The 22,167-nt window shown below is 70.4% G+C and carries 19 protein-coding genes and 1 pseudogene; 5 read left to right on the top strand and 15 right to left on the bottom strand.

Annotation, left to right across the window (positions count from 1 at the left end; translation table 11 throughout):
• Positions 1-418 precede the first annotated feature (418 nt).
• Complete coding sequence (locus tag AB0J53_RS04485) at positions 419-1,381, top strand: ParB/RepB/Spo0J family partition protein (RefSeq protein WP_364168513.1); 963 nt, start codon at positions 419-421, stop codon at positions 1,379-1,381.
• A 479-nt stretch (positions 1,382-1,860) separates the two neighbouring features.
• Here the strand turns inward: AB0J53_RS04485 and AB0J53_RS04480 are convergent, their stop codons facing one another.
• From AB0J53_RS04480 to AB0J53_RS04470, 3 genes are all read right to left on the bottom strand, one after another.
• Complete coding sequence (locus AB0J53_RS04480; RefSeq protein ID WP_364168511.1) at positions 1,861-2,901, bottom strand: beta-eliminating lyase-related protein; 1,041 nt, start codon at positions 2,899-2,901, stop codon at positions 1,861-1,863.
• A gap of 1,216 nt (positions 2,902-4,117) precedes the next feature.
• Complete coding sequence (locus AB0J53_RS04475) at positions 4,118-5,074, bottom strand: D-alanine--D-alanine ligase (RefSeq protein ID WP_364168509.1); 957 nt, start codon at positions 5,072-5,074, stop codon at positions 4,118-4,120.
• A gap of 203 nt (positions 5,075-5,277) precedes the next feature.
• Entirely contained in the window at positions 5,278-6,510 is a 1,233-nt protein-coding gene (locus tag AB0J53_RS04470; RefSeq protein WP_246644667.1) for a PLP-dependent aminotransferase family protein, read from the bottom strand.
• A gap of 266 nt (positions 6,511-6,776) precedes the next feature.
• On the opposite strand from AB0J53_RS04470, the gene AB0J53_RS04465 reads away from it, so the two are divergent.
• Positions 6,777-7,394 carry a GNAT family N-acetyltransferase gene (locus AB0J53_RS04465; RefSeq protein WP_364168507.1) on the top strand — a complete coding sequence of 206 codons (618 nt, stop codon included), beginning with the start codon at positions 6,777-6,779 and terminating at the stop codon, positions 7,392-7,394.
• Positions 7,395-7,481: 87 nt separating this feature from the next.
• On the opposite strand, the gene trxA is transcribed toward AB0J53_RS04465, so the two are convergent.
• The 9 genes and pseudogenes from trxA to AB0J53_RS04420 all read right to left on the bottom strand — a co-directional run bounded on the left by trxA (position 7,482) and on the right by AB0J53_RS04420 (position 16,355).
• On the bottom strand, positions 7,482-7,796 hold the full coding sequence (gene trxA / locus AB0J53_RS04460; RefSeq protein WP_219504385.1) for a thioredoxin: 315 nt from the start codon (positions 7,794-7,796) through the stop codon (positions 7,482-7,484).
• Positions 7,797-7,808: 12 nt separating this feature from the next.
• Complete coding sequence (gene trxB, locus AB0J53_RS04455) at positions 7,809-8,741, bottom strand: thioredoxin-disulfide reductase (protein WP_219504387.1); 933 nt, start codon at positions 8,739-8,741, stop codon at positions 7,809-7,811.
• 128 nt (positions 8,742-8,869) lie between these two features.
• Positions 8,870-9,583: a hypothetical protein gene (locus AB0J53_RS04450; protein WP_364168552.1), complete on the bottom strand. Its 714-nt coding sequence runs from the start codon at positions 9,581-9,583 to the stop codon at positions 8,870-8,872.
• An 81-nt stretch (positions 9,584-9,664) separates the two neighbouring features.
• Positions 9,665-9,766 (bottom strand): annotated as a pseudogene (locus AB0J53_RS04445) (hypothetical protein); the annotation flags it as partial.
• A complete protein-coding gene (gene sigM / locus AB0J53_RS04440) occupies positions 9,756-10,391 on the bottom strand; it encodes an RNA polymerase sigma factor SigM (protein ID WP_219504391.1) in 636 nt (211 codons plus the stop codon). The gene sigM and the pseudogene AB0J53_RS04445, both read right to left, overlap by 11 nt.
• 15 nt (positions 10,392-10,406) lie before the next feature.
• Positions 10,407-11,924: a protein kinase family protein gene (locus AB0J53_RS04435; protein WP_219504392.1), complete on the bottom strand. Its 1,518-nt coding sequence runs from the start codon at positions 11,922-11,924 to the stop codon at positions 10,407-10,409.
• A gap of 164 nt (positions 11,925-12,088) precedes the next feature.
• Positions 12,089-13,693 (bottom strand): murein biosynthesis integral membrane protein MurJ, encoded by a 1,605-nt coding sequence (gene murJ / locus AB0J53_RS04430; RefSeq protein ID WP_364168504.1) that lies wholly within the window; start codon positions 13,691-13,693, stop codon positions 12,089-12,091.
• On the bottom strand, positions 13,690-15,792 hold the full coding sequence (locus tag AB0J53_RS04425; protein WP_364168502.1) for a hypothetical protein: 2,103 nt from the start codon (positions 15,790-15,792) through the stop codon (positions 13,690-13,692). The genes murJ and AB0J53_RS04425 overlap by 4 nt, the downstream gene beginning before the upstream one ends.
• 47 nt (positions 15,793-15,839) lie before the next feature.
• Positions 15,840-16,355, bottom strand: a complete 516-nt coding sequence (locus tag AB0J53_RS04420) for a YbaK/EbsC family protein (protein WP_364168500.1) — start codon at positions 16,353-16,355, stop codon at positions 15,840-15,842.
• A gap of 147 nt (positions 16,356-16,502) precedes the next feature.
• Here AB0J53_RS04420 and AB0J53_RS04415 point away from each other — a divergent pair, with 147 nt between their 5' ends.
• Positions 16,503-17,900 carry a CCA tRNA nucleotidyltransferase gene (locus AB0J53_RS04415; RefSeq protein ID WP_364168499.1) on the top strand — a complete coding sequence of 466 codons (1,398 nt, stop codon included), beginning with the start codon at positions 16,503-16,505 and terminating at the stop codon, positions 17,898-17,900.
• Here AB0J53_RS04415 and AB0J53_RS04410 read toward each other — a convergent pair.
• Entirely contained in the window at positions 17,890-19,176 is a 1,287-nt protein-coding gene (locus AB0J53_RS04410) for an MFS transporter (RefSeq protein WP_364168497.1), read from the bottom strand. The genes AB0J53_RS04415 and AB0J53_RS04410 overlap by 11 nt on opposite strands.
• A gap of 86 nt (positions 19,177-19,262) precedes the next feature.
• On the opposite strand from AB0J53_RS04410, the gene idi reads away from it, so the two are divergent.
• Positions 19,263-19,856 carry an isopentenyl-diphosphate Delta-isomerase gene (idi, locus tag AB0J53_RS04405; protein WP_219504402.1) on the top strand — a complete coding sequence of 198 codons (594 nt, stop codon included), beginning with the start codon at positions 19,263-19,265 and terminating at the stop codon, positions 19,854-19,856.
• Positions 19,857-19,878: 22 nt separating this feature from the next.
• On the opposite strand, the gene AB0J53_RS04400 is transcribed toward idi, so the two are convergent.
• Together AB0J53_RS04400 and AB0J53_RS04395 are read right to left on the bottom strand one after the other, a co-directional pair.
• Complete coding sequence (locus AB0J53_RS04400) at positions 19,879-20,958, bottom strand: inositol-3-phosphate synthase (RefSeq protein WP_364168496.1); 1,080 nt, start codon at positions 20,956-20,958, stop codon at positions 19,879-19,881.
• A gap of 13 nt (positions 20,959-20,971) precedes the next feature.
• Positions 20,972-21,556, bottom strand: coding sequence for a PadR family transcriptional regulator (locus tag AB0J53_RS04395; RefSeq protein ID WP_219504419.1), 585 nt, complete (start codon positions 21,554-21,556; stop codon positions 20,972-20,974).
• A gap of 79 nt (positions 21,557-21,635) precedes the next feature.
• Between AB0J53_RS04395 and AB0J53_RS04390 the strand changes: the two genes are divergently transcribed.
• Complete coding sequence (locus AB0J53_RS04390; RefSeq protein ID WP_364168494.1) at positions 21,636-22,082, top strand: DUF5318 family protein; 447 nt, start codon at positions 21,636-21,638, stop codon at positions 22,080-22,082.
• The last annotated feature ends 85 nt before the right edge of the window (positions 22,083-22,167 follow it).

The raw sequence follows: 22,167 nt of genomic DNA, 5'->3' as shown, positions 1-22,167 counted from the left end.
CGCCGCGCCCGCCGCGCCCGCCGCGCCCGCCGCGCCCGCCGCGCCCGCCGCGCCCGCCGCGCTGGACGCGCTGGACGCGCGCTCCCGGGGTCACTCGTCACCCACCCGCCGCAGCCGGCCGCGCCTGTCAAGGTCGCTCGTCCTCCGCGTACCGTCCCGGGCCCCCGTCCTCCCGCACCCGTATCCCAATGGGGGAGCGAGCCCTGCGTGAGGGACGAGTGCCGCTCTTCGCCGAAACGGGCGGACGGGGACGCCACGTACGGCCGGTGAAGGGGCGCCGGTGCGGTGCTTTGTCTCATTGACGGCATGACGGTGCAAATCCGGTGGGACTGCGTGTGGCGAGGAGACACCCGGTCGGGTGGTCAACGGTAACCTCTCCTGGAGTGAACGGGTTCGGCCGGGTGAATGAGGAGACGCAGTGAGCCAGCAGCGGCGGGGATTGGGCAAGGGGCTCGGAGCGCTCATTCCGACGGGCCCCATTGTCGACGGCACGGGAACGGTGGCCGCCACGAACGGTGCGGCGACCGACGCGGGCCCGAAGCCGGTGGCGGGCGCGTACTTCCACGAGGTGCCTCTGGACGCCATCGTCCCCAACCCGCGCCAGCCCCGTGAGGTCTTCGACGAGGAGCGGCTCAAGGAGCTGCAGGCGTCGATCAGCGAGGTCGGCCTCCTGCAGCCGATCGTCGTACGTCCGGTGGGCGGCGGGCAGTACGAGCTGATCATGGGGGAGCGGCGACTGCGGGCCTGCAAGCTGGCCGGCCTGGAGCAGATCCCCGCCATCGTCCGCAACACGCAGGACGACGACCTCCTCCGTGACGCACTCATCGAGAACCTTCAGCGCGAACAGCTCAACCCCCTGGAAGAAGCCGCCGCCTACCAGCAGTTGCTGGACGACTTCCAGGCCACCCACGACCAGCTTGCGACAAAGGTCGGCCGCTCCCGTTCACACATCACCAACACGCTGCGCCTGCTCAAGCTCCCGCCGGAAGTGCAGCTGAAGGTGGCCGCCAACACGATCTCCGCCGGCCACGCGCGGGCGCTGCTCGGCCTGGAGAACCCTGAGGACCAGATCCGGCTCGCCACCCGCATCGTCGCCGAGCTGCTCTCAGTACGAGCGGTCGAGGAGATCGTCGCGCTCGGCAGTGCTCAGGCCGCCCCCGAGAAGCCCACTCGCGAGCGCAAGACCGCCAAGCCCACCGCTCCCGGCCTCACCCACCTCGCCGACCGCCTCTCGGACCACTTCGAGACCAAGGTCAAGGTAGACCTGGGTCGCCGCAAGGGCCGCATCGTCGTGGAGTTCGCCACGATCGACGACCTTGAGCGCATCATCGGCACCATGGCCCCCGAAGCCGCCCGCGTCATGCGCGAAGCCGAGGGCTGACCCTGTTAGCCGGTGTTTCACGTGAAACACCGGCACCCGGCTTTTCGCCGAAGGACGCGGTCACGGTTTCACGTGAAACACGGCCGCCGTCTCGCCACCAGCCTCACCGGGGGCTCGGTTTCACGTGAAACATCGCAGCGCTCCGCCCGTGGCCATCCCGCACGCTTGGCCGCCGCGATCCCAGCCCTTGCGACTGCCATCCACGCCTGCCCTCACGGTCCTTGCCCCGCGACCTCGATCCGCGCCTTACCGTCACGGTCCTCACCGCCACCGTCGCGACTCGCGCCCTGTCGTCACGTCTGCCCTAGCGGTGCACTTCCGTCAGCCGTGTTGTGCGACCTAGCTCTGCTTGCGGGTGAGGACATCGCATTCCTCCGCAGGGTTGGCCCTTGCCTGTAAGCGGCGGGCACTGAACGCGCCCATCCCTCTCTGCCTCAGTTGGGCAGCGGACTGGTTTCACGTGAAACCGTGGACGCGCGTCAGGAGGCGGCGTTGCGGAGGGCGTCCAGGAAGGCGTCCACGTCGGCGGGGGTGGTGTCGTAGGAAGTCATCCAGCGGGCGATGCCGGTGGACTCGTCCGGCGGGAGGAGCAGGAAGTGCTCCTGGAGGGCGGCGGCGACGGCAGGGGGAACAGTGGCGAAGACCGCGTTGGACTCGACCGGGTACGCCAAGGTGATCTGCGGGATGGAGGCGAGGCCGTCGGCGAGACGGGCGGCCATGGCGTTGGCGTGGGAGGCGTTCCGGCGCCAGAGGTCGTCCGTGAGGAGAGCGGAGAGCTGGGCGGAGACGAAGCGCATCTTCGACGCCAGCTGGAGGGACTGCCGACGGAGGTAGGGGACGGCTTCCGTGAGCGTGGGGTCGAGGACGATGACCGCTTCCGCCGCCAGGGCGCCGTTCTTGGTGCCGCCGAAGCTGAAGACGTCGACGCCTACGTCCGTGGTGATCGCGGACAGGGAGCAGTCGAGGTAGGCGGCGGCGTTGGCCAGGCGAGCGCCGTCGACGTGGAGGCGCATGCCTGCCGCGTGGGCGGCGTCGGCCAGGGCGGCTAGTTCGGCGGGGGAGTAGCAGGTGCCGAGTTCGGTGACTTGGGAGATGGAGACTACGCGTGGCTGCGGGTCGTGGTGGTTGCCGAGCGTGGAACGGGGGCCGGACAGGTCGTCGGGGCGGAGTTTGCCGTCCGGGGTGGGGATGGTGATGAGCTTCGTGCCGAGGAGGCGTTCTGCGGCGCCGGTCTCGTGGCTGGCGATGTGGGCGGTGGCCGGGCAGACGACCGCGTCGTAGCGGCCGAGCATGAGGGCGAGGCCGACCATGCTGGCGCCCGCGCCGTTGAGGACCGGGAAGCCTTCCGCGCGGGGGCCGAACACGTCCTTGATGTGACGGCCGAAGGCGGCGGTCCAGGCGTCATCGCCGTACGCGGGGGCGTCGCCGTGGTTGACGGCGGTGATGGCGTCGAGGATGGCGGGGTGCACGCCGGCGTGGTTGTCGCTGGCGAAACTCTTGGGGTAGGTGGGCTCGATCACCCCGCCAGGTTACGCACCGCCGCGTAAGCCACCACGCCGCCGCCCCGGTACCGAAGGGTCCTGCGGGCTGCGGGTTGCGGAGGGCCCTTACGAAGCTCTGGGTCGCCGGTGCCTGCGAGCCCGCCGTTGTCCCCGGCGCCGGACTTCCCGTGCCGGGCTTCTCGTGCCGGGCTTCCCGTGCCGGGCTTCCCATGTCGGACTTCCCGTGCCGGACTTCCCGCGCTGGGGTCACCCCCGCGCTGGGCGCCCCCTGACCCGTGAGGTGCACGGGCCGGTCGGGCTCTGGGCGCTATAACCCCGCGCCCCGCTACCCCCAGGCCGGGCCGTCCCCGCGCCCGCCGTCCCGGGCTGTGCTATCCCCGGCGCCGTGTGGTCCGGCCCGCGAGGTGCCCGGACAGCGTGGCCCCTGGCCCGTGAGGTGCCCGAGCCGTGAGGCGACTGGCCGTGAGGTGGCTGGCCGTGAGGTGGCTGGCCGTGAGGTGGCTGGCCCGCTTGGTGGTTAGCCCGTGAGGTGGCTGGGCCGCGCTATCCGGGCCGCGCGGCCCCTTGCCTGCGAGGCGGCTGGGCTGTGAGGCGGCTGGGCTGTGAGGCGGCTGGGCTGTGAGGCGGCTGGGCTGCGCCATCCCTGGACCCTGAGGCAGCCGGGCCGCGCCATCCCCAGGCCGCGCTATCCACCGAGCCGCGCGGCCTGGGCGCCGAGGCTGCCGGGCCGCGCGGCGGCGGGCCTGCCGTGGTGCCTGCGCGTCGGGCCATCGGATTGCCGAGATCCCGGCTGGGGGCAGCTCTGCGGAGCTGTCGGCTGGGACGCGGGGGTGGGAGAAGGGCAGTAGGAGCGGCTGGGCCGTGGGGTGGCCGAGCCCGCGCCATCCACGGGCTGCGCCGTCCCCGGGCTGCGCCGTCCCCGGGCCCGCGCCGTCCCCGGGCCGCGATCACCGGACCGCGAACACCGGGCCGCGCGGTCGCTGGGCCGTGCGGTGGCTGGGCCGTGCGGCGGTGGGTCTTCCACGGTCCCCACGTGTGGGTCGTCGGGTTGTTGCGGTTCTGGGTGCGGGGCAGCTCTGCGGAGGTGTCGGCTGGGACAGCGGGGCGGAGGGGAGGGGCCGGAGGAGCGGCTGGGGGGATGGTGGGGCTGCCGGGGGCGTGGGGCAGCCAAAAGGGCATGGGGCAGCCAAGGGCATGGGGCTGCCCGGGGGAGTGTGACGGCGGGCGGGTCCGGTTAGCGGGGGGTGCGGGTGGCGGCGTTTTGGAGGAGGATGCGGCAGAGTTCGCCGAGGTCCTGGCCCGCGGCTTCGGCTGCCATCGGGAGGAGCGAGGTCTCCGTCATGCCGGGCGCCACGTTGACTTCCAGGAAGTGCGGGCGGCCGGTGGCGTCCACGATGAGGTCGGTGCGGGAGATGTCACGCAGGCCGAGCGCCGTGTGGGCGGTCACGGCGGTCTCGGCGCAGGCCGACGCCGCTTCGGAGGAGAGTCGGGCAGGGGCGAAGAACTCGGTGTGCCCGGCGGTGTAGCGGGCGGCGTAGTCGTACACGCCCTCGTCGGGCACGATCTCCACGGCGGGGAGCGCGACGGGGCCGTCACCGAAGTCGACGACCGAGACCGCGACCTCGATGCCCTCGATGTAGCACTCGATGAGCGCCGTGTCGCCGTAGGCGAAGCAGCCGACCATGGCGGCGGGCAGTTCCTCGGCGGTGCGGACGATGGACGCGCCGAGCGCGGAGCCGCCGCGGGCGGGCTTGACGAACAGGGGGAGGCCCAGGTGCTCGACGATGCGGCCCAGGACGGCCGTGGCGCCGAGGTCGTGGAAGGTCTCCTTGGGCAGCGTGACCGAGTCGGGGGTGCGCAGGCCGACGGAGCGTACGACGGCCTTGGCGGTGGGCTTGTCGAAGGCGACGCGGCAGGCGTCGGGGTCGGCGCCGACGTACGGGACGTTGAGGAGCTCCAGGACGGAGCGGATGGCGCCGTCCTCGCCGGCGCCGCCGTGGAGGGTGACGAAGACGGCCTCGGGCGGGTCGGCGAGGATGGACGGGACGAGCGACGCGTCGGTGTCGCGGGCCTCGACGTCGATGCCGGCCGCCCGGAGCACCTCGCTCACGCGGCGGCCCGAGCGCAGGGAGACTTCCCGCTCGTAGGAGAGACCTCCTGCCAGCACCAGCACGTGGCCCAGTTCGCTCATCACTTCTCCTCCGCTGACGGCACGCTGTCCAACCGTACCGGGGTGGGACGTGAGGGCGGCACGCAGTCCAACCGTACAGAGGGGGTGAGGGCGGCACGCCGTTCGACCGTACACAGGAGGTAAGGGCGGCACGCCGTTCGACCGTACCGGGACGTGGTGCTTCCAAAAGAGGGAGGGGAGCCGGTCGGGCTCCCCTCCAGGGGTCAGGCGAGGTCGGGGCCTGGGGTGTCGACGCCGGCGTGGCCGCGGGCGGAGCCGGTGCCGAACGTGTCGCGGAGCTGCATCTCCTGCTCGATCACCCCGGCGAGGCGGCGGACGCCTTCGCGGATGCGGTCGGGCTCCGGGTAGCAGAACGACAGCCGCATGTGGCGCGCGCCGCTCCCGTCGGAGAAGAACCCGGTGCCGGGCACGAACGCCACCCGCTCGGCGACGGCGCGCGGCAGGATGGCCTTGGAGTCGAGGCCCTCCGGCAGCGTCGCCCAGACGAAGAAGCCGCCGGCCGGCCGGGTCCAGGTGACCTCGGGCGGCATGAGCGATTCGAGCGCGCCGAGCATGGCGTCGCGGCGTTCGCGGTAGAGCTCCTTGAACGTCTTGATCTGCTCCTGCCACGGCTGCGTGGCCAGGTACTGGCCGACGGCGAGCTGGGTGAACGAGGAGTGTGACAGCACGGCCGACTCCATCGCCAGCACGAGCTTGTCGCGGATGGCGTGGGGCGCGAGCGCCCAGCCGACGCGGAACCCGGGGGCGAGGGTCTTGGAGAACGAGCCGAGGTAGACGACCCCGTCGGCGTTGTCGGCGCGCAGCGCGCGCATCGGCTCGGCGTCGAAGCCGAGGAGTCCGTACGGGTTGTCCTCGACGATGAGCACGCCGGCCCGCTGGCAGATGTCGAGCACCTGCTGCCGCCGGGCCATGTTGAGCGTGACGCCGCCGGGGTTGTGGAAGGTCGGGATCGTGTAGAGGAACTTGATCGGCGCCCCGGCGGTCTCCAGCGCGTAGATGGTCTGCGCCAGCGATTCGGGCACGATGCCCTGATCGTCCATGGCGATGTGCACGACCTTGGCCTGATAGGCGGCGAACGTACCCAGGGCGCCCACGTACGAGGGGCCTTCGGCCAGCACGACGTCACCCGGGTCGATGAAGATGCGGGTGATCAGGTCGAGGGCCTGCTGGGAGCCCACGGTGACGACGACGTCGTTCGCCCCGGCGTGGATCCCTTCGAGGCGCATGACGTCGCAGATCTGCTCACGCAGATGCGGGTCGCCCTGGCCGGAGCCGTACTGCAGCGCGACCGGGCCGCGCCGCGTGACGAGCTCGGAGACGAGCTCGCCGACCATGTCGAGGGGAAGGGCCGTGACGTACGGCATGCCGCCCGCGAGCGAGACCACCTCGGGCCTCGACGCGACGGCGAAAAGAGCTCGGATCTCGGAGGCGACCATCCCGGTAGCTCGCGCGGCGTACCGATCGACATAGGCGTCGATGCGCGACCCTTGGGTCGCGGGCGTCTGACCGTGATCCTGCTCTGCTGTCACGGCCCACCTCCTAGGTGAGTGCTATCCGAGATACCAGATTACGCCAGCCGGACATGTCGCCCGTGACCGGGCTGACCGTCGTGGTACCCGCTGGCGTGACCGTCACTGGGCTACGATGCCAGCTGGGGACGCGGTTTTCGCGCGCTTTTCCGGGTCAACGATTGGGGCCGTAGTTGTCGCGTCGGCTGGTCAACATCACCCTGGACAATGTGGAAGATCTCCCTCGCCGCTGCCGCCGGTGCGTTTTCTGGGAGCTGGATCCCATGAGCGGGGAGCGGGCGGTGGAGTCGGGGGACCCTGGCCTGGAGAAGGAGGCCTGGATCTCCGGCACGCTGCTGGAGTGGGGGAGCTGCGGCAAGATCGTCTATGTGGACGGCGTGCCGGCGGGGTTCGTGCTCTACAGCCCGCCGCTCTACACGCCGCGTTCGGTCGCCTTTCCCACGTCGCCGGTGAGCGCCGACGCGGTGCTGCTGATGACGGCGCACATCATCCCGGAGTTCTCGGGTGGCGGGCTGGGCCGGATGCTCATCCAGGGCGTGGCCAAGGATCTGACGAGGCGCGGTGTGAAGGCCATCGAGGCGTTCGGCGATCTGAAGTGGGAAGAGCCTAGTTGCGTGGTTCCGGCGGAATACTTGCTCTCTGTGGGCTTTAAGACGGTTCGTCCGCATTTGCGGTTTCCGCGGCTGAGGCTGGAGCTGAAGTCCGCCGTCTCCTGGCGAGAGGACGTCGAGGTGGCCCTGGAACGCCTCCTGGGCTCCATGAGCCCCGAGCGTGCCCTCCGACCCGTCTGACCCGCTACGAGCCCCGCAGAAGGCCGTACAAACGCATGCGAAAGCCCCCTGCGACCGCAGGGGGCTTTCGCATGGAGCAAGAAGGACCTAGATGATGCCCTCGAGCTCGCGCAGCAGCATGGCCTTCGGCTTGGCGCCGATGATCTGCTTGACGAGCTCGCCGCCCTTGTAGACGTTCATCGTCGGGATCTGGAGCACCCCGGCCTCGCGCGGCACGTTGGGGTTCTCGTCGATGTTGAGCTTGACGATCTCGAGCTTGTCACCGTGCTCGTTGGCGATCTCCTGGAGGATGGGCGCCACCTGACGGCACGGGCCGCACCACTCGGCCCAGAAGTCCACCAGCACGGGCTTGTCGCTCTTGAGGACGTCCGCCTCGAACGAGGCGTCGGTTACTGCCTTCACGGATGGGCTCCCTTACTTCTCGTTGTTGGCCAGCCAGCGCTCGGAGTCGAGAGACGCCGAGCAGCCGGTGCCGGCCGCGGTGATCGCCTGGCGATAGATGTGGTCGACGACGTCGCCCGCGGCGAACACGCCGTCGATGTTGGTGGCGGTCGTGGGGGAGGCGACCTTCACGTAGCCGTCCTCGTCGAGGTCGATCTGCCCCTTGACCAGGTCGGTGCGCGGGTCGTGGCCGATGGCCAGGAACAGCGCGTCGGTGGCCAGCTCGGACTCCTCGCCGGTCTTGACGTTGCGCAGCTTGACGGCCTCGACCCGGTTCTCGCCCAGGACGTCGATGACCTCGGTGTCCCAGATGAAGCGGATCTTGTCGTTCGCGAACGCCCGATCCTGCATGATCTTGCTGGCGCGCAGCTCGTCACGGCGGTGCACGACGGTCACCATGCGGCCGAACCGGGTCAGGAACGTGGCCTCCTCCATCGCGGTGTCGCCACCGCCCACGACCACGATGTCCTTGTTGCGGAAGAAGAAGCCGTCGCAGGTGGCACACCAGGAGACGCCCCGGCCGGACAGGCGCTTCTCGTTCTCCAGGCCGAGCTCGCGGTAGCCGGAGCCCATCGCCAGGATGACCGACTTGGCGTAGTAGGTCTTGTCGTACGTCTTGATGACCTTGGGGTTGGCCTCCAGGTCGACCTCGACCACGTCGTCGGCCACGAGCTCGGCGCCGAACCGCTCGGCCTGCTTGCGCAGGTTGTCCATCAGGTCGGGGCCCATGATGCCGTCGGGGAACCCGGGGAAGTTCTCCACGTCGGTGGTGTTCATGAGGGCGCCGCCCGCGGTCACCGAGCCCTCGAAGACCAGCGGGTTCAGCTCGGCGCGTGCGGAGTAGACGGCCGCGGTGTAGCCCGCCGGGCCCGATCCAATGATGATCACGTTACGAACGTCGCTCAACGCTCCCACGCCTTCCTCTTCTGCTGTTGCCAGTCGCGTCAACAGATCCTAGGCCGCGGTGATTCCCGCCCCCCACCCGCAACACGAAAGAGCCCGCCGAAGCGGGCTCTGACGTGGGAAGAAGGCTGCTACCAGCGGCCCATGGCGGGCTTGCGCAGGTTCTTGCAACTGAACGGGTCGACGACGTCGATGCGGATCCGCTTGGCGGCCTTCGACTTCCTCGACGCCATGACGATGGCTTCCTGGCCGTTGTACTGGCCCTGGTCCACGGCGAAGACGCTGAACTTGGTGCGGCTGGTCAGCTTGCCGACGCACTTGTCGGCCTGCTCGGCCTCGGACGGCCCCTGGATGATCGGGGCCGGTGCGAGGAACTTGCCCAGTGGCAGCGCCAGGTTCTCGTCACTGTAGTTGTGCTGGCTGTCGGTCAGCGCGTATGCCCTGGCCCGCACCGGCACCTCGGTCGGCGTCGTCACCGCGGGGGCGGCCGAGCTGGCCGCGATCACCGATGGAGCGACCGTGCCCCCTCCCGAGGCGAGCAGCCCGGTGGAGACGACCGCCGTGCCCACGACCGCCGCCGCCGCGGCAGCCGCCACGGCCGGCACCGCCCAGCGTGGGCGTCGCGCGCTGCGCCGCCTGGCCGGGACGATCGTGCCGTCGTCGGCGACCACCCCCAGCCGCACCGGCTCGGGCGCCGGCTCGTCGGAGGCCGCGACCGCGGTCTTCTCCCAGGGGGAGTCGCGCATGAGCTCGTCCCAGTCGGGCGCCTGCACGAGGCCGACGCCTCCGCGGGACGACCCGGCCTCGGCGGCCAGCGCCTTGTCGATGCGCAGTGCGACACCCATCGGCATGGCCGGTGTTGGGGTCGCCGCGAGCACCTCTCGAACCGCCGCGAGGTCTGCCAGTAGCTCCCCACAGGGGTCGCAGACCGCGAGATGCTCGCGGACCTGGCGGGCCTGGCCGGCGTCTAGGAGACCCTCGGCCAAATCGGCCAGGGTATCCAGATCGTAGTGCGTATCACCCGTCACGAAGTTCTGCTCCCTTCGCGGATGAGACGCGACTGAGGTCCGATCGGTTCCGCAGATGCGAAAGAATCGGGGCAAGTTTCGCGCGTCCTCTCGCACACCTGCTTTTCACCGTACCGCTGGGCACTTCGAGCACCTGAGCTGCGTCTTCGACGGAGTAGCCCATCATGTCCACCAGGACGAGGGCGGCTCGCTGGTCGGCGGGCAGCAGCTTGAGCGCGGCCGAGACCTCCATGGAGACCTCGCGCTCAAGGGTCTGATCGGGCCCCGGCGTCTCGCGTTCGGCGGCCTCGATGAGCTCGTCGTCGGCCACCGGGCGCACCGACTTGCGGCGCATCCGGTCGAGGCAGGCGTTGACGACGATGCGGTGCAGCCAGGTGGTGACGGCGGCCTCGCCGCGGAACGTGGCGGCCTTGCGGTAGGCGGAGACGAAGGCGTCCTGGACGGCGTCGGCGGCCTCGTCGGGGTCGCCGAGCGTGCGCAGGGCGACCGCCCACATGCGATCACGGTGCCGCTTGACGATCTCACTGAAGGCGTGTGGATCCCCGTTGATGTGCGCGGTCAGCAGCTCGGCGTCGCTGACCGCGGGCCGATCCGCTGCTGAAGGTGTCTCGGGTGGGGAGTTCACAAGAGGGATTCCTGATTATGCCGATCCTGGAGAATGCACCACTACTTCATAGATGGTGCCATGAAACTTGCCTGCATCCGCCGGAAGACGCGTAAACCAGATCAAAACGTACCGACCGCTTGCGGCCTGATCAGGCTTGAACGTCACCTTTCCGGAGGCGTTCTCCTCGCGGGCGACGGTCTTGAGCGACGACAGGTCGGGACTGTCGCCGACCTTGAGCTCGACCTCGGCCCCCGAGGCGTCGGCCAGCGTAGCGACCACGTCGCTGATCTGCCGGGACTTGCCCAGGTCGAGAAGAAGCCCGACACCGTCCTTGAGATTGCCCAGCTCGGCGTTGTTGTAGTTGTCGGTCTTCCAGAAGGTGCTCGGCTTGCCGTCGATGGTCAGCGCGGCGAGCTCGGCCTTCTCCTCCTTGTCGCCCAGCGGGTCGAAACCGGTCGCCTTCTCCGGCTTGACCGCCTGGACCCGCGCCGGCGCGGACGCCTTGGAGCTGGGCGAGGGGTCGGCCTCGCGGGTGCCGGGACTGCCCAGGCTCCGGCCTATCGTCCAGGCGCCGACGCCCACGGCCACGATCACCAGCAGCACCACGACCGTCATGAGCACCCGGCCGAGCACGCTGGGGCCCCCTCGCGGGGGCATGGTGCTGTGGACGACCTGCGGGCGCTGCATGGTGGCGGGCCCCTGCTGCCCGGTGTCGGGGCCCTCCGAGCGGGAGGCCGTCGTCACCACCGACGGCGGCGACGAGTCGTACGGGATCGGGATCGGCATGGGCCTGGCCACGCCCGACAGCGACTCGGCGAGCTCCGCCGGGCTGGCGAGCGCGCCCTGGCCCCGGCGCGACTCGGGCAGGCAGGCCCGGACCGTCACCGTGTCGAGATAGCTGGGCACCCCGGCGGTGACCTGGCGCGGGGTGCAGAAGTGCCCGTCGTTCATCGGGGCGGCGGGCAGGCCGCCCTCCTCCTCGTCGCCGGGCCAGTGGCCGGTCAGCCCGGCGTAGAGCAGCCGGCCCAGCCCTTCGGCGTCGTCGAGCGCCGGCTGGTCGGTGGTCAGGCCGGACAGCGCGGCGTCCACCGCCACGCCCAGCACCTTGACCGTGTTGCCGGTGGTCCACACCAGGTGCTCGGGCCGCAGGCACAGGTGGTAGAGGCCGGCCTCGTGGGCATGGGTCAGCGCCTCGGCCGCCTCGGCGACCAGCCCGGCGGCCCGCTCGGGGTCCAGCGGCCCCCCGGACAGCAGGTCGGCCAGCGTGTCACCGGTGACCCACTCGCTGACCACGTAGGAGCGCCCGTCGTCCTCGGCGGCGTCGAACACCTGGGTGAGGCGCGGGTCGGTGAGCCGGCTCGCGGCGCGGGCGGCGGTGACCACCTCGTGCACACGCGGGAACTCGGGGGCGAAGGTGAGAACCCCGACAGGACGGGCAAGGATCTCGTCGATGGCCTTCCAGAATGTGGCGCCTTCGGACTCGCTGACCCGGTCCTCAAGCCGGAAGCGCGAGGACAGGCGCGTGCCCGGCTCGACGGCAGATGTGCTCACTGGCTCTCTCCGCTCGGCCGTACAGGCGTGCGCATGACTCGGCTCGCCTGCGTGCTGTCCCACGTAGGCACGCTATGCCGGGTGGATCCGCCCACGCCCCTCCTGCTTCCATTCGCGCGTGTCGGTCACCATGCTAGTGCCAGCGCCTCCGCCGCCCGCGCCCTTTATCGGCGTACCCTCCCCGCGACCATCCCAACGATGGAGCTGACCTCCGGAATCCGCATCCGGTGCGCCACGGCCAGATAGAGCAGCATCCCCAGGCCACCGCCCACGGCGAGAGTGATCACCGAGTTGAGGAAGTCGGGCCTGCCGAAGATCTCCTGCATGCTCCAGACGGCCGCCAGGGCGAGCACGGCGGTGGGCAGCGAGGCCAGGTACATCCTGGTCATCGCCATGCCGACCTGCCAGCCGCCCAGCCCTCTGACCCGGCGGCTGGCCAGGACCCACGCCACGACCGTGCCCAGCGCGTAGGCGACGGCGTAGGCGAAGGCGAGCCCCATGACCGAGTAGGCGGGCGGCAGCAGCGCGTGGAAGAGCAGCATCAGCACCGCGTTGAGCGCCGTCGCGCCGGCTCCGACGAAGACGGGAGTACGGGTGTCGCCGAAGCTGTAGAAGACCCGCAGCAGGAGCTGGAAGAGCGAGAACGGGACCAGCGCCAGCCCGTAGACCTGCAGCACGTTGCCGATGTAGACGGCGTTGGCCACCGTGTTGGAGCCGTGGCCGAACAGCGGCACCGTGATCGCCGGCCCGAGCACCATGAGCAGCAGCGACACCGGCACCATGATCGAGCAGACCAGCCGCACGCTCGACCCGAACTCCGAGCGCACCTCGTCGAACCGCCCGTCGGCGACGGCCCGGCTCATCCTGGGCAGCATCGCGGTGATCACCGAGACGCCGATGATCCCGTACGGGAGCTGGAAGAGCTGGAACGCCACCGTGTAGGCCGAGATGCCGTGGCTGGGGAAGGCCGCGGCGGCGGAGCTGGCGAGGTTCAGCGTGAGCACGAGCCCGAGCTGGGTGACGATCACGTAGCCGATCGTCCAGATGCCTGCCTTGGCCATCTCGCCGAGCCTGGCGTTGCGCACGTCGAAGCGGGCCACGAAGCGGAAGCCGGCCCGCTTGAGCGCCAGGACCAGCACGGTGGCCTGGGCCACGATGCCGGCGGTGGTGCCGAGGCCGAGCAGGGCCAGCTCGCCGTTGGTGACGTTGCCGACGCCCTTGTCGCCCACGATCACCAGGTAGGCGACCAGCACGCCGATGACGACCAGGTTGTTGACGACCGGCGCCCACATCGGCGCGGCGAACCGGTCGCGGGTGTTGAGGATGGCCCCGGCCACCGCGCCGATGCCGAAGAAGGCGAGCTGCGGCAGGATGAACTGGGCCAGCCGGACCGCGACCTTGTACTCGTCGGAGCGGTGGTCCCAGACGGTGTAGAGGTCGATGAGCAGCGGCGCGGCGAGCACGGCGGCCGCCGCGACGACGATGAGCGCGACCGTCGACAGCGTCAGCAGCCGCTGCTCGTAGGCGCGTCCGCCGTCGGGGTCGCTCTGCTGGGCGCGGACGATCATCGGCACCACGACGCTGCTCAGCACGCCGAGCAGCAGCAGGTCGAGAATGCTGTAGGGGATCGCGTAGGCGGTGTTGTAGGCGTCGCCCAGGAGCGAGGTGCCGATCGCGGTGGTCAGCACGACGGTCCGGATGAATCCGGTGACCCTCGACACCATCGTGCCCGCGGCCATGATGGCGCTGGCACGGAGCATGCGGCTCATCGGCTCTCACTTTCGCGTGACTTGGCGGCCCGCGCCGTGCGCCGCTCGGATCGGCGCCTGAGCACCCGGGTCGCCACCGCGGCCAGCATGACCGTCAGCGCGGCCCCCACGATGACCAGCGCGATCCCGGTGTAGCCGGTGGTGCGCACGATCAGCTTGACCGGCTCCCCGTAGGGGGTGCCGTCGGCGGTCAGCAGCCGGACGGTCACCGTGGCGTCGCCGCCGCCCCCGGAGGTGTTGACGGTCATCGGCACCTGCACCGTGCCGCTCTGGTCGGCGCCGATCGTCAGCGGCTCGCGGTGCTTGACCTGCAGCAGCTCGCGGTCGTTGGAGGTGACCTCGACGAACAGGGAGATCTGGGCGGTCAGCGAGTTCTTCACGCTGATGGGCACCACGCCGTCGCGCCCGGCCAGTGTGCGTGGCCGGTCGGGGCCGGCGCCGGTGATCTCGACCTTGTCGATGCGCTTCTCGACCTCGGCGCTCACGTCCTTGACGACGGCGCGACCGGTCTTCTGGCGGCCCCGCCAGGCCGAGGAGGCGAGCCGGAGCACGGCGGCGTCGAAGTCGGAGCCGGCGCTAGCGGTGACGAGCCCGGTGACCCTCGCCTGGCCGGCGACCTCCTTGACGGCGGCCAGGTATTTGGCGCCGAGCTCCTGCTTGCGGTCCTGCTGGGTGTAGGTGAGGCCGGCGCGGGGCACCTGGGTGCGGGTCGCCTTGATCGAGTCGAGCGGGGCGAGCGACAGCCAGGGCAGCTTGCCCGCGGTCCTGAGCAGGGTGGTGACGAGCGTCGGGCTGGGGTTCCAGCGCCGGGACGGGGCCACGACCAGCGACCTGGGCTGTGTCTGGCCGGGCTCGGCGGAGATCGTCGCGGTCTCGGCGACCAGGCGCTGCTTGCTCAGCACGGTCGAGCCGCCGGCGTCCGGCTCGAAGACGCGGCTCAGCTCGGCGTCGGCGGTCAGCGCGGTGACCGGCCCCATGACGCTGTAGAGGGTGCTCGCCGCGTCGGGAGTGACCGGCACGGGGGCCTGGGGCGGCAGGTTGTCGGCGTCGAGCAGGACCCGGTCGATCCGGGCCACGTTCGGCGCGCCGACGGCCAGCAGGTCGAGCGCGTCGGCGTCGAGCCGGCCGTTGGCCGGCCAGTAGGTGGACGTCTTCACGTCGCGCTTGACGAGCCGGGTGGCCTCCTTGGCGCCCAGCGCCAGCGCCCGTCCCGTGAGGTCGTCGAGGCCCTGATGGGCCAGCGCCGTCACGTCGGGATCCGCGTACGGGGTCGCGACGACGGGGTTGTCGGCCAGCGCGGCGCGCATGGAGGTCAGCCAGGCGGCGGCGGCCGGGTCGGCGGCCCGCTCCTGGGACTCGCCCTTGACCCGGAACTTCCTGGTCATCGCGTCGGCGTCGGCGAACAGCGCGGGGTCGACGACCCAGGTGACGGACGCGGGCGCGGCCTCGGCGATGCGCGCCAGGTCGGACAGCCGGCCCTTCTCGGTCATCGAGGCGGTCAGCTTGTCGTCGACGAACGTGCCGTCGTCGGCCCGGTGCGGCTGGTCGACGACCGGCAGGACCACGGACAGCCGGTTGCGCACGGGCTTGGCCGGGGTCGGCGGCGCGTAGGTGAGGAACGTGCGCTGCGAGGCGAGCTGCACGGAGTCCCACTGCACGACCTCGACGGCCAGCGGGTAGGCGCCGAACTGCGTGAGCTGGAACTGGGCGGGCGTCATCGTCAGCTCGAACGTCTGCGAGGCGTTGGCGGCCAGCTCCGGGATGACCATGCTGGACTGCGAGGAGACGTTGGACGGCTGGGTGAGCGTCGTCTGGTCGGCCTGGTAGGCGCTCATGCTCGCGCGGTCGGTGAAGCGCTGGCTGGAGTAGCGGACGCGCACCCGCAGCCCGGGCAGCGCGGTGCCGCCGGCGTTGTGCACCCGCCCGGTGACCTTGATCTCGGTCGCCCGCTCGGTGGCGTAGTCGGGCGTGATGGAGGTCAGGGTCAGCTCGACCCCCTGCCTGCTCGAGATCGCGGCAGCCGCGCCGGGCGCCACCGCCACCGAGGGGGCGAGCAGCGCGGCGGAGAGCACGGCGAGCAGCGCGGCCTTACGGATCACGCGTCTGCCCGAGCTGGATTACGACGCACGCCCGCAATGGTACGGGCTCAGTGCCGCTGCGCGACCGCCTCCAGGGCTCCGCGACCCCGTAGATCCACGGTCTTGCCCGCCACGAGCGCGAGCAGGTCCAGCGCGCGCAGGGTGAGCGCGGTGTGGCGGTCTCCGGTCGCCGTGTGGACGGGCTCGGTGTCGGCGTCCAGCCGGTCGTCGACGAGCACCGGCAGGTCCTCGGGCAGCAGCAGCGGGCTGACCAGCCCGGCCGCGTAGTCGGTCGCCGCGTTGACGAGGTGCGCCGGGGCGGGACGCACGTTGCGGACGCCGAGCAGGCCCCCCACCGCGCCGGAGGGCGGCGGCGTGGCGACCGTGGAGACGACCGCCACGACGAACTCGCGCCCGACCCGCGGGGCGACCTCGAACACCGTGACCGCCACGCACCGTTCAGGCGCGGCCGGGATCGCGCCGGGTAGTTCCTCCGCGCGAGTCATGGGGCGCGGAAGGCGTACGATCTCATGGTGGACCTGGTGTGTGAGGAGCCAGCGGTGGATCGCGAGGGCGTCCTTCATAAGACCTCCTTGCCTCGTTCCATGGCGCCGTCGGTCCCCTGACCGAAGGTAACCCGGACCCGATGTGGCTCGGGGGATATGTTCCGGAATCCGAAGGACCTACTGAGTTTGTCCGAGTCAACTCTGACCGAAAGCCAGCAGCGCGCCATGGGCGATCTGTTCCGCAAGATCGCGCCCGTGGCCGACGAGCTCGGCCGCCTGTTCGCGGCCAAGGGCCACGAGCTCGCCCTCGTCGGCGGGCCCGTGCGCGACCTGCTGCTGGGCCGCATCGGCAACGACCTCGACCTGACCACCGACGCCCACCCCGAGCGCGTGCTGGAGATCGTGCGCGACTGGGCCGACTCGGTGTGGACGATCGGCATCGACTTCGGCACCGTCGGGGTCCGCAAGGGCGACAAGCTCCTGGAGATCACCACCTACCGGAGCGAGTCGTACGACCCCAAGTCCCGTAAGCCGGACGTCATGTACGGCGAGACGCTGGAAGCCGACCTGGAGCGCCGCGACTTCGCCGTCAACGCGATGGCGGTGCGGCTGCCCGGGCACGAGTTCGCCGACCCCTACGGCGGCCTGGCCGACCTGAGCGCCAAGGTGCTGCGCACGCCGGGCACGCCCGAGCAGTCGTTCGGCGACGACCCGCTGCGGATGCTGCGCGCCGCCAGGTTCGCCTCGCAGCTCGGCTTCCGGGTCGACGAGGCCGCGGTCGCGGCGATGACCGCGATGGCCGAGCGGATCGAGATCGTCTCGGCCGAGCGCATCCGCGACGAGCTCGACAAGCTGATCTGCGGCCGCTACCCGCGCGAGGGCCTGCGCCTGCTCGTCGAGACGGGGCTGGCCGCCCACGTGCTGCCCGAGCTGCCCAAGCTGCGCCTGGAGATCGACGAGCACCACCGGCACAAGGACGTCTACGAGCACACGCTGACCGTGCTCGACCAGGCCATCGCCCAGGAGGAGGACGGCAAGCCCGACCGCATCCTGCGCTGGGCCGCGCTCATGCACGACGTGGGCAAGCCCAAGACCCGCCGCCACGAGCCCGGCGGCCGCGTCTCCTTCCACCACCACGAGGTGGTGGGCGCGCAGATGACGAAGAAGCGGATGGCGGAGCTGCGCTTCCCCAAGGACGTGGTGTCCGACGTGTCGCGGCTGGTCGAGCTGCACCTGCGCTTCCACGGCTACGGCACCGGCGAGTGGACCGACAGCGCGGTGCGCCGCTACGTGCGCGACGGCGGTCACCTGCTCTCCAGGCTGCACAAGCTGACCAGGGCCGACTGCACCACGCGCAACAAGCGCAAGGCCGCCGCCCTGTCGCGCACCTACGACCAGCTCGAGGAGCGCATCGAGCGGCTGGCCGAGGAGGAGGAGCTGGCCAAGATCCGCCCCGAGCTCGACGGCAACGAGATCCAGCGGGTGCTCGGCGTCGGGCCGGGCCCGGTGGTGGGCCAGGCCTACAAGTTCCTGCTGGAGCTGCGCCTGGACAAGGGTGTGATCGGCGCCGAGGCGGCCACCGAGGCGCTGCTGGAGTGGGCGCGCGACAACGTCACGGGGTGACCGGCTGGCGCGGCTGGGTGATCGCCCGGTAGGCCAGCGCGCTCAGCAGGTAGCCGGCCACGATGATGGCCACGGCGAGATAGGACTTGCCGTTGGCCGGCAGGATGGCCGCCGACAGCGCCGCCGCCAGCACGTACATGCCGTTGAAGAGCATGTCGTAGACGGAGAAGGCGCGGCCTAGGTAGACGTCCTCGACGTCGCGCTGCACGGTCGTGTCGGCGCAGATCTTGACGCTCTGGCCGGCGATGCCGAGCACGAACCCGGCCACCGGCAGCCCCCATTCCTGGAACGGGATGACCAGCACGCCTGCCAGCACCCCGGCCGTGACCAGCGCGATCGGCACCCAGCGAGTGATCGTGAACCGCTCGGTGGCGTACGGGGTGATGATCACGGCGAGGAAGTAGCCGATGCCGGAGGTGGCCACGACCAGGCTGGCGCCGCTCAGCGCCGCGTCGGGGTCGCCGTCGGTGAAGTAGTAGCGGTAGAGGATGATGCCGAGCGCTGTCGCGATGCCGTAGAAGAACCGGTGCGCGGCCATCGCGCCCATCGTGGCGGCGGCCGTGCGGTGGCTGAGCAGGTGCCTGGCGCCGTCGGCGAGCCCGGCCACCACGTTGCGCAGCGCCTCGCGCGTCTGCGGACGCCCGGGGTCGTGGGCGGGGCCGAGCAGCGAGCGCTCCATCGTGCGCGCGACCAGCGCGCTGAGCACGGACACCACGCCGGACGTGGTCAGCAGCAGCGCCACCCCGAGGTCGCCGCCGCCGAACAGCCCGCGCAGCAGGAACCCGGCGCCCACGCCGACGAACGTCAGCACGGTGCCGGAGGTCGGCGTGACCGCGTTGGCGGCCATCAGCCGGTCCTGCGGCACCACGTGCGGCAGCGAGGCGCCCAGCGCCGCCAGGAAGAACCGGTTGACGCCCAGCACGGCCAGCGCCGCCGCGTAGAACACCGGATCGGGCACGTCGGCCGCCACCAGCGCGGCGGCGCCGCCCAGCAGCACGCCGCGCACGATCGGCGCGATCATCAGGATCTGCCGCCGCGACCAGCGGTCGATGAACACCCCGACGAACGGCCCCAGCACGCTGTAGGGCAGCAGGAGCACCGCCAGGCCCGCCGCGACGCCCAGGGCGGTGGTCTGGTTTTCGGGGCTGAAGAAGGCGAATCCGAGAACGCCGAACTGGAAGATCCCGTCGGAGAACTGGGAGACCAGCCGCGTGCCGAACAGCCGTCTGTAATCCCGCCCCTGGAGAACGACGCGGAGATCGGCGACGAAAGACACGGCCTCAGCCTAGCCCGCGAAGAGGTTGGCACAGCAGGTTCGCATTCCGGTCCTGCCGCTGCTCATGATCACGTACGCTTCATAGCGTGACGACTGTGGAACACGTGGTACTCGTTGACGGCTCCGGCCACGCGCTCGGCACCGCCCCCAAGCTCTCGGTGCACACCGAGCACACTCCGCTGCACCTGGCCTTCTCCAGCTACGTCTTCGACCGGGAGGGCCGGGTGATGCTCAGCCGGCGGGCCTCGCACAAGCTGACCTGGCCGGGCGTGTGGACCAACAGCTGCTGCGGCCACCCGATGCCCGGCGAGCCGCTCGACCACGCCGTGCTCCGCAGGCTGTCGTTCGAGCTCGGCCTCAAGGTCGAGCGCGCCGACCTGGTGCTGCCCCGCTTCTCCTACCGGGCGGTCATGGACAACGGGGTCGTCGAGCACGAGCTGTGCCCGGTCTACCGGGTGGTGGCCGACAACGCCGAGTCGCCCAATCCGGACGAGGTGGACGAGACGCGGTGGATGCCGTGGCCGGTGTTCGCCGACGGCGTGCTCAACGGCCTGCTCGCGATCTCGCCGTGGTGCCGCGAGCAGGTGCCGCTGCTGGCCGCGCTCGGCCCCGACCCGCTGGCCTGGCCGGCCGCGCCGGACGACGAGCTGCCACCGGCAGCCCGCGTCCGGCTTGACTGAGCTTCGGACGTGACCCGGAGGGTCAGCGCTCGACCTCGCCGCGGATGAACTTCTCCACGTAGTCGCGGGCCTGGTCGTCGGAGTACTGCTCCGGCGGCGACTTCATGAAGTACGAGGACGCGCTGAGGATCGGGCCGCCGATGCCGCGGTCGAGCGCGATCTTGGCGGCGCGGACGGCGTCGATGATGATGCCGGCCGAGTTGGGGGAGTCCCACACCTCCAGCTTGTACTCCAGGTTGAGCGGGGTGTCGCCGAACGAGCGGCCCTCGAGGCGCACGTAGGCGAGCTTGCGGTCGTCGAGCCACGGCACGTGGTCCGACGGGCCGATGTGCACGTCGGCCTTGGCCATCTCGTGCGGGATCTGCGAGGTGACCGACTGCGTCTTGGAGATCTTCTTCGACTGGAGGCGCTTGCGCTCCAGCATGTTCATGAAGTCCATGTTGCCGCCGACGTTGAGCTGGTAGGTGCGCAGCAGCTCGACGCCGCGGTCCTCGAACAGCTTGGCCATCACGCGGTGCGTGATGGTGGCGCCGACCTGCGACTTGATGTCGTCGCCGACGATCGGCACGCCCGCCTCGGTGAACTTCTCGGCCCACTCGGGGTCGGAGGCGATGAAGACCGGCAGCGCGTTGACGAAGGCGACCTTGGCGTCGATCGCGCACTGCGCGTAGAAGCGGTCGGCCTCCTCGGAGCCCACCGGCAGGTAGGACACCAGCACGTCGACCTGGGCGTCACGCAGCGCCTGGACGACGTCGACCGGGGCCTCGTCGGACTCCTCGATGATCTCGCGGTAGTACTCGCCCAGGCCGTCGAAGGTGTGGCCGCGCTGGACGGTCACCCCGGACGGCGGCACGTCCGTGATCTTGATGGTGTTGTTCTCGCTGGCGACGATCGCCTCGGACAGGTCGCGGCCGACCTTCTTGGCGTCCACGTCGAACGCGGCGACGAACTCGACGTCGCCCACGTGGTAGTCGCCGAACTTCACGTGCATCAGGCCCGGCACCCGTGTGGCCGGGTCCGCGTCCTTGTAATAGTGAACGCCCTGGACCAGCGACGCCGCGCAGTTGCCGACACCGACAATGGCAACGCGAACCGAACCCATCGCAATCGCTCCCTTACTCATCACTTGACGTGGTATCCCTCTCAGGCCTCTCGGAGGCCCGTCTCTCCGTTGCGATCAGCTCGTTGAGCCAGCGCACCTCCCGCTCGACCGACTCCAGCCCGTGCCGCTGCAGCTCGAGCGTGTAGCTGTCGAGCCGTTCGCGGGTGCGTGCCAGAGCGGTGCGGACGCTGTCGAGTCGCTCTTCGAGCCGGCTACGGCGGCCTTCGAGAATGCGCAGGCGCACTTCGGCCTCGGTGTGCCGGAAGAACGCGAAATGGACGCCGAAGCTCTCGTCCTCCCAGGCCGAGGGGCCGGCCTGGGTGAGCATGTCCTGCAGGCGTTCCTTGCCCTCCGCGGTCAGCTTGTAGACGATCTTCGACCGGCCGCCCACGATCGTCGAGGGAGCGGGCTGCTCCTCGGCGATGAGTCCTTGCGCCAGCAGGGAACGCAGGCAGGGGTAGAGCGAACCGTAGGAGAACGCGCGGAACATGCCGAGCAGAGCGTTGAGCCGTTTGCGCAGCTCATAGCCGTGTAGCGGCGTCTCGTGCAGCGACCCGAGCACGGCGAGTTCCAGCACCCTGCCTTGTCCGGCGGCCACGGGAATCGCCCCCTCTCGCGTCGATGTATCGAGCCGATACATCCCGAGGATACGTCGCTCCGCTATATGCCCGCAATCAATGAGTTCACCAAGGCGTTGGGATGAATCAGTAAAAAGCCGTAGTCTGGCGCTCATGTGGTCACAGAGAAGGGTGGTGGATTGCGGCCTTGCCAGACGGGCGGTCGTCCACTCCCCGCGTTCCGGGCGCGCCGCGTCCGGCGATCTCTGTGACGCACAGCCCAACCTCCTCCGGGCACGGGCGATTCGCCGCTTCGGCGAGCCGACCGAACGCCTCTGCCCGGTGTGCGAGAGGGAGAACGTCACCAACGTGACCTATGTCTACGGGGACTCCCGGAGCCGCCATGCCGGTCGGGCAAAGGTCACGTCAGAGCTCGCCGCAATGGCCCATGATTACGACGAGTTCCGGGTGTACGTGGTCGAGGTCTGCCAAGGTTGTTCCTGGAATCACCTGACGGTCTCGTTCGTCCTCGGGAACGGGCCGCCAGACGTGGCCGCACGACAGTAGAAGATCTAGACCGAGGACGGCGAGGAGCCACGCCCTGAAACGCCGTGCTATCCGACGACGATGCGAGGACGTGTGAGTTACAGCA

The sequence above is a fragment of the Nonomuraea sp. NPDC049725 genome, assembly GCF_040674795.1.
Taxonomy (GTDB): domain Bacteria; phylum Actinomycetota; class Actinomycetes; order Streptosporangiales; family Streptosporangiaceae; genus Nonomuraea; species Nonomuraea ceibae.
This window is presented reverse-complemented; position numbering and strand designations above follow the sequence as displayed.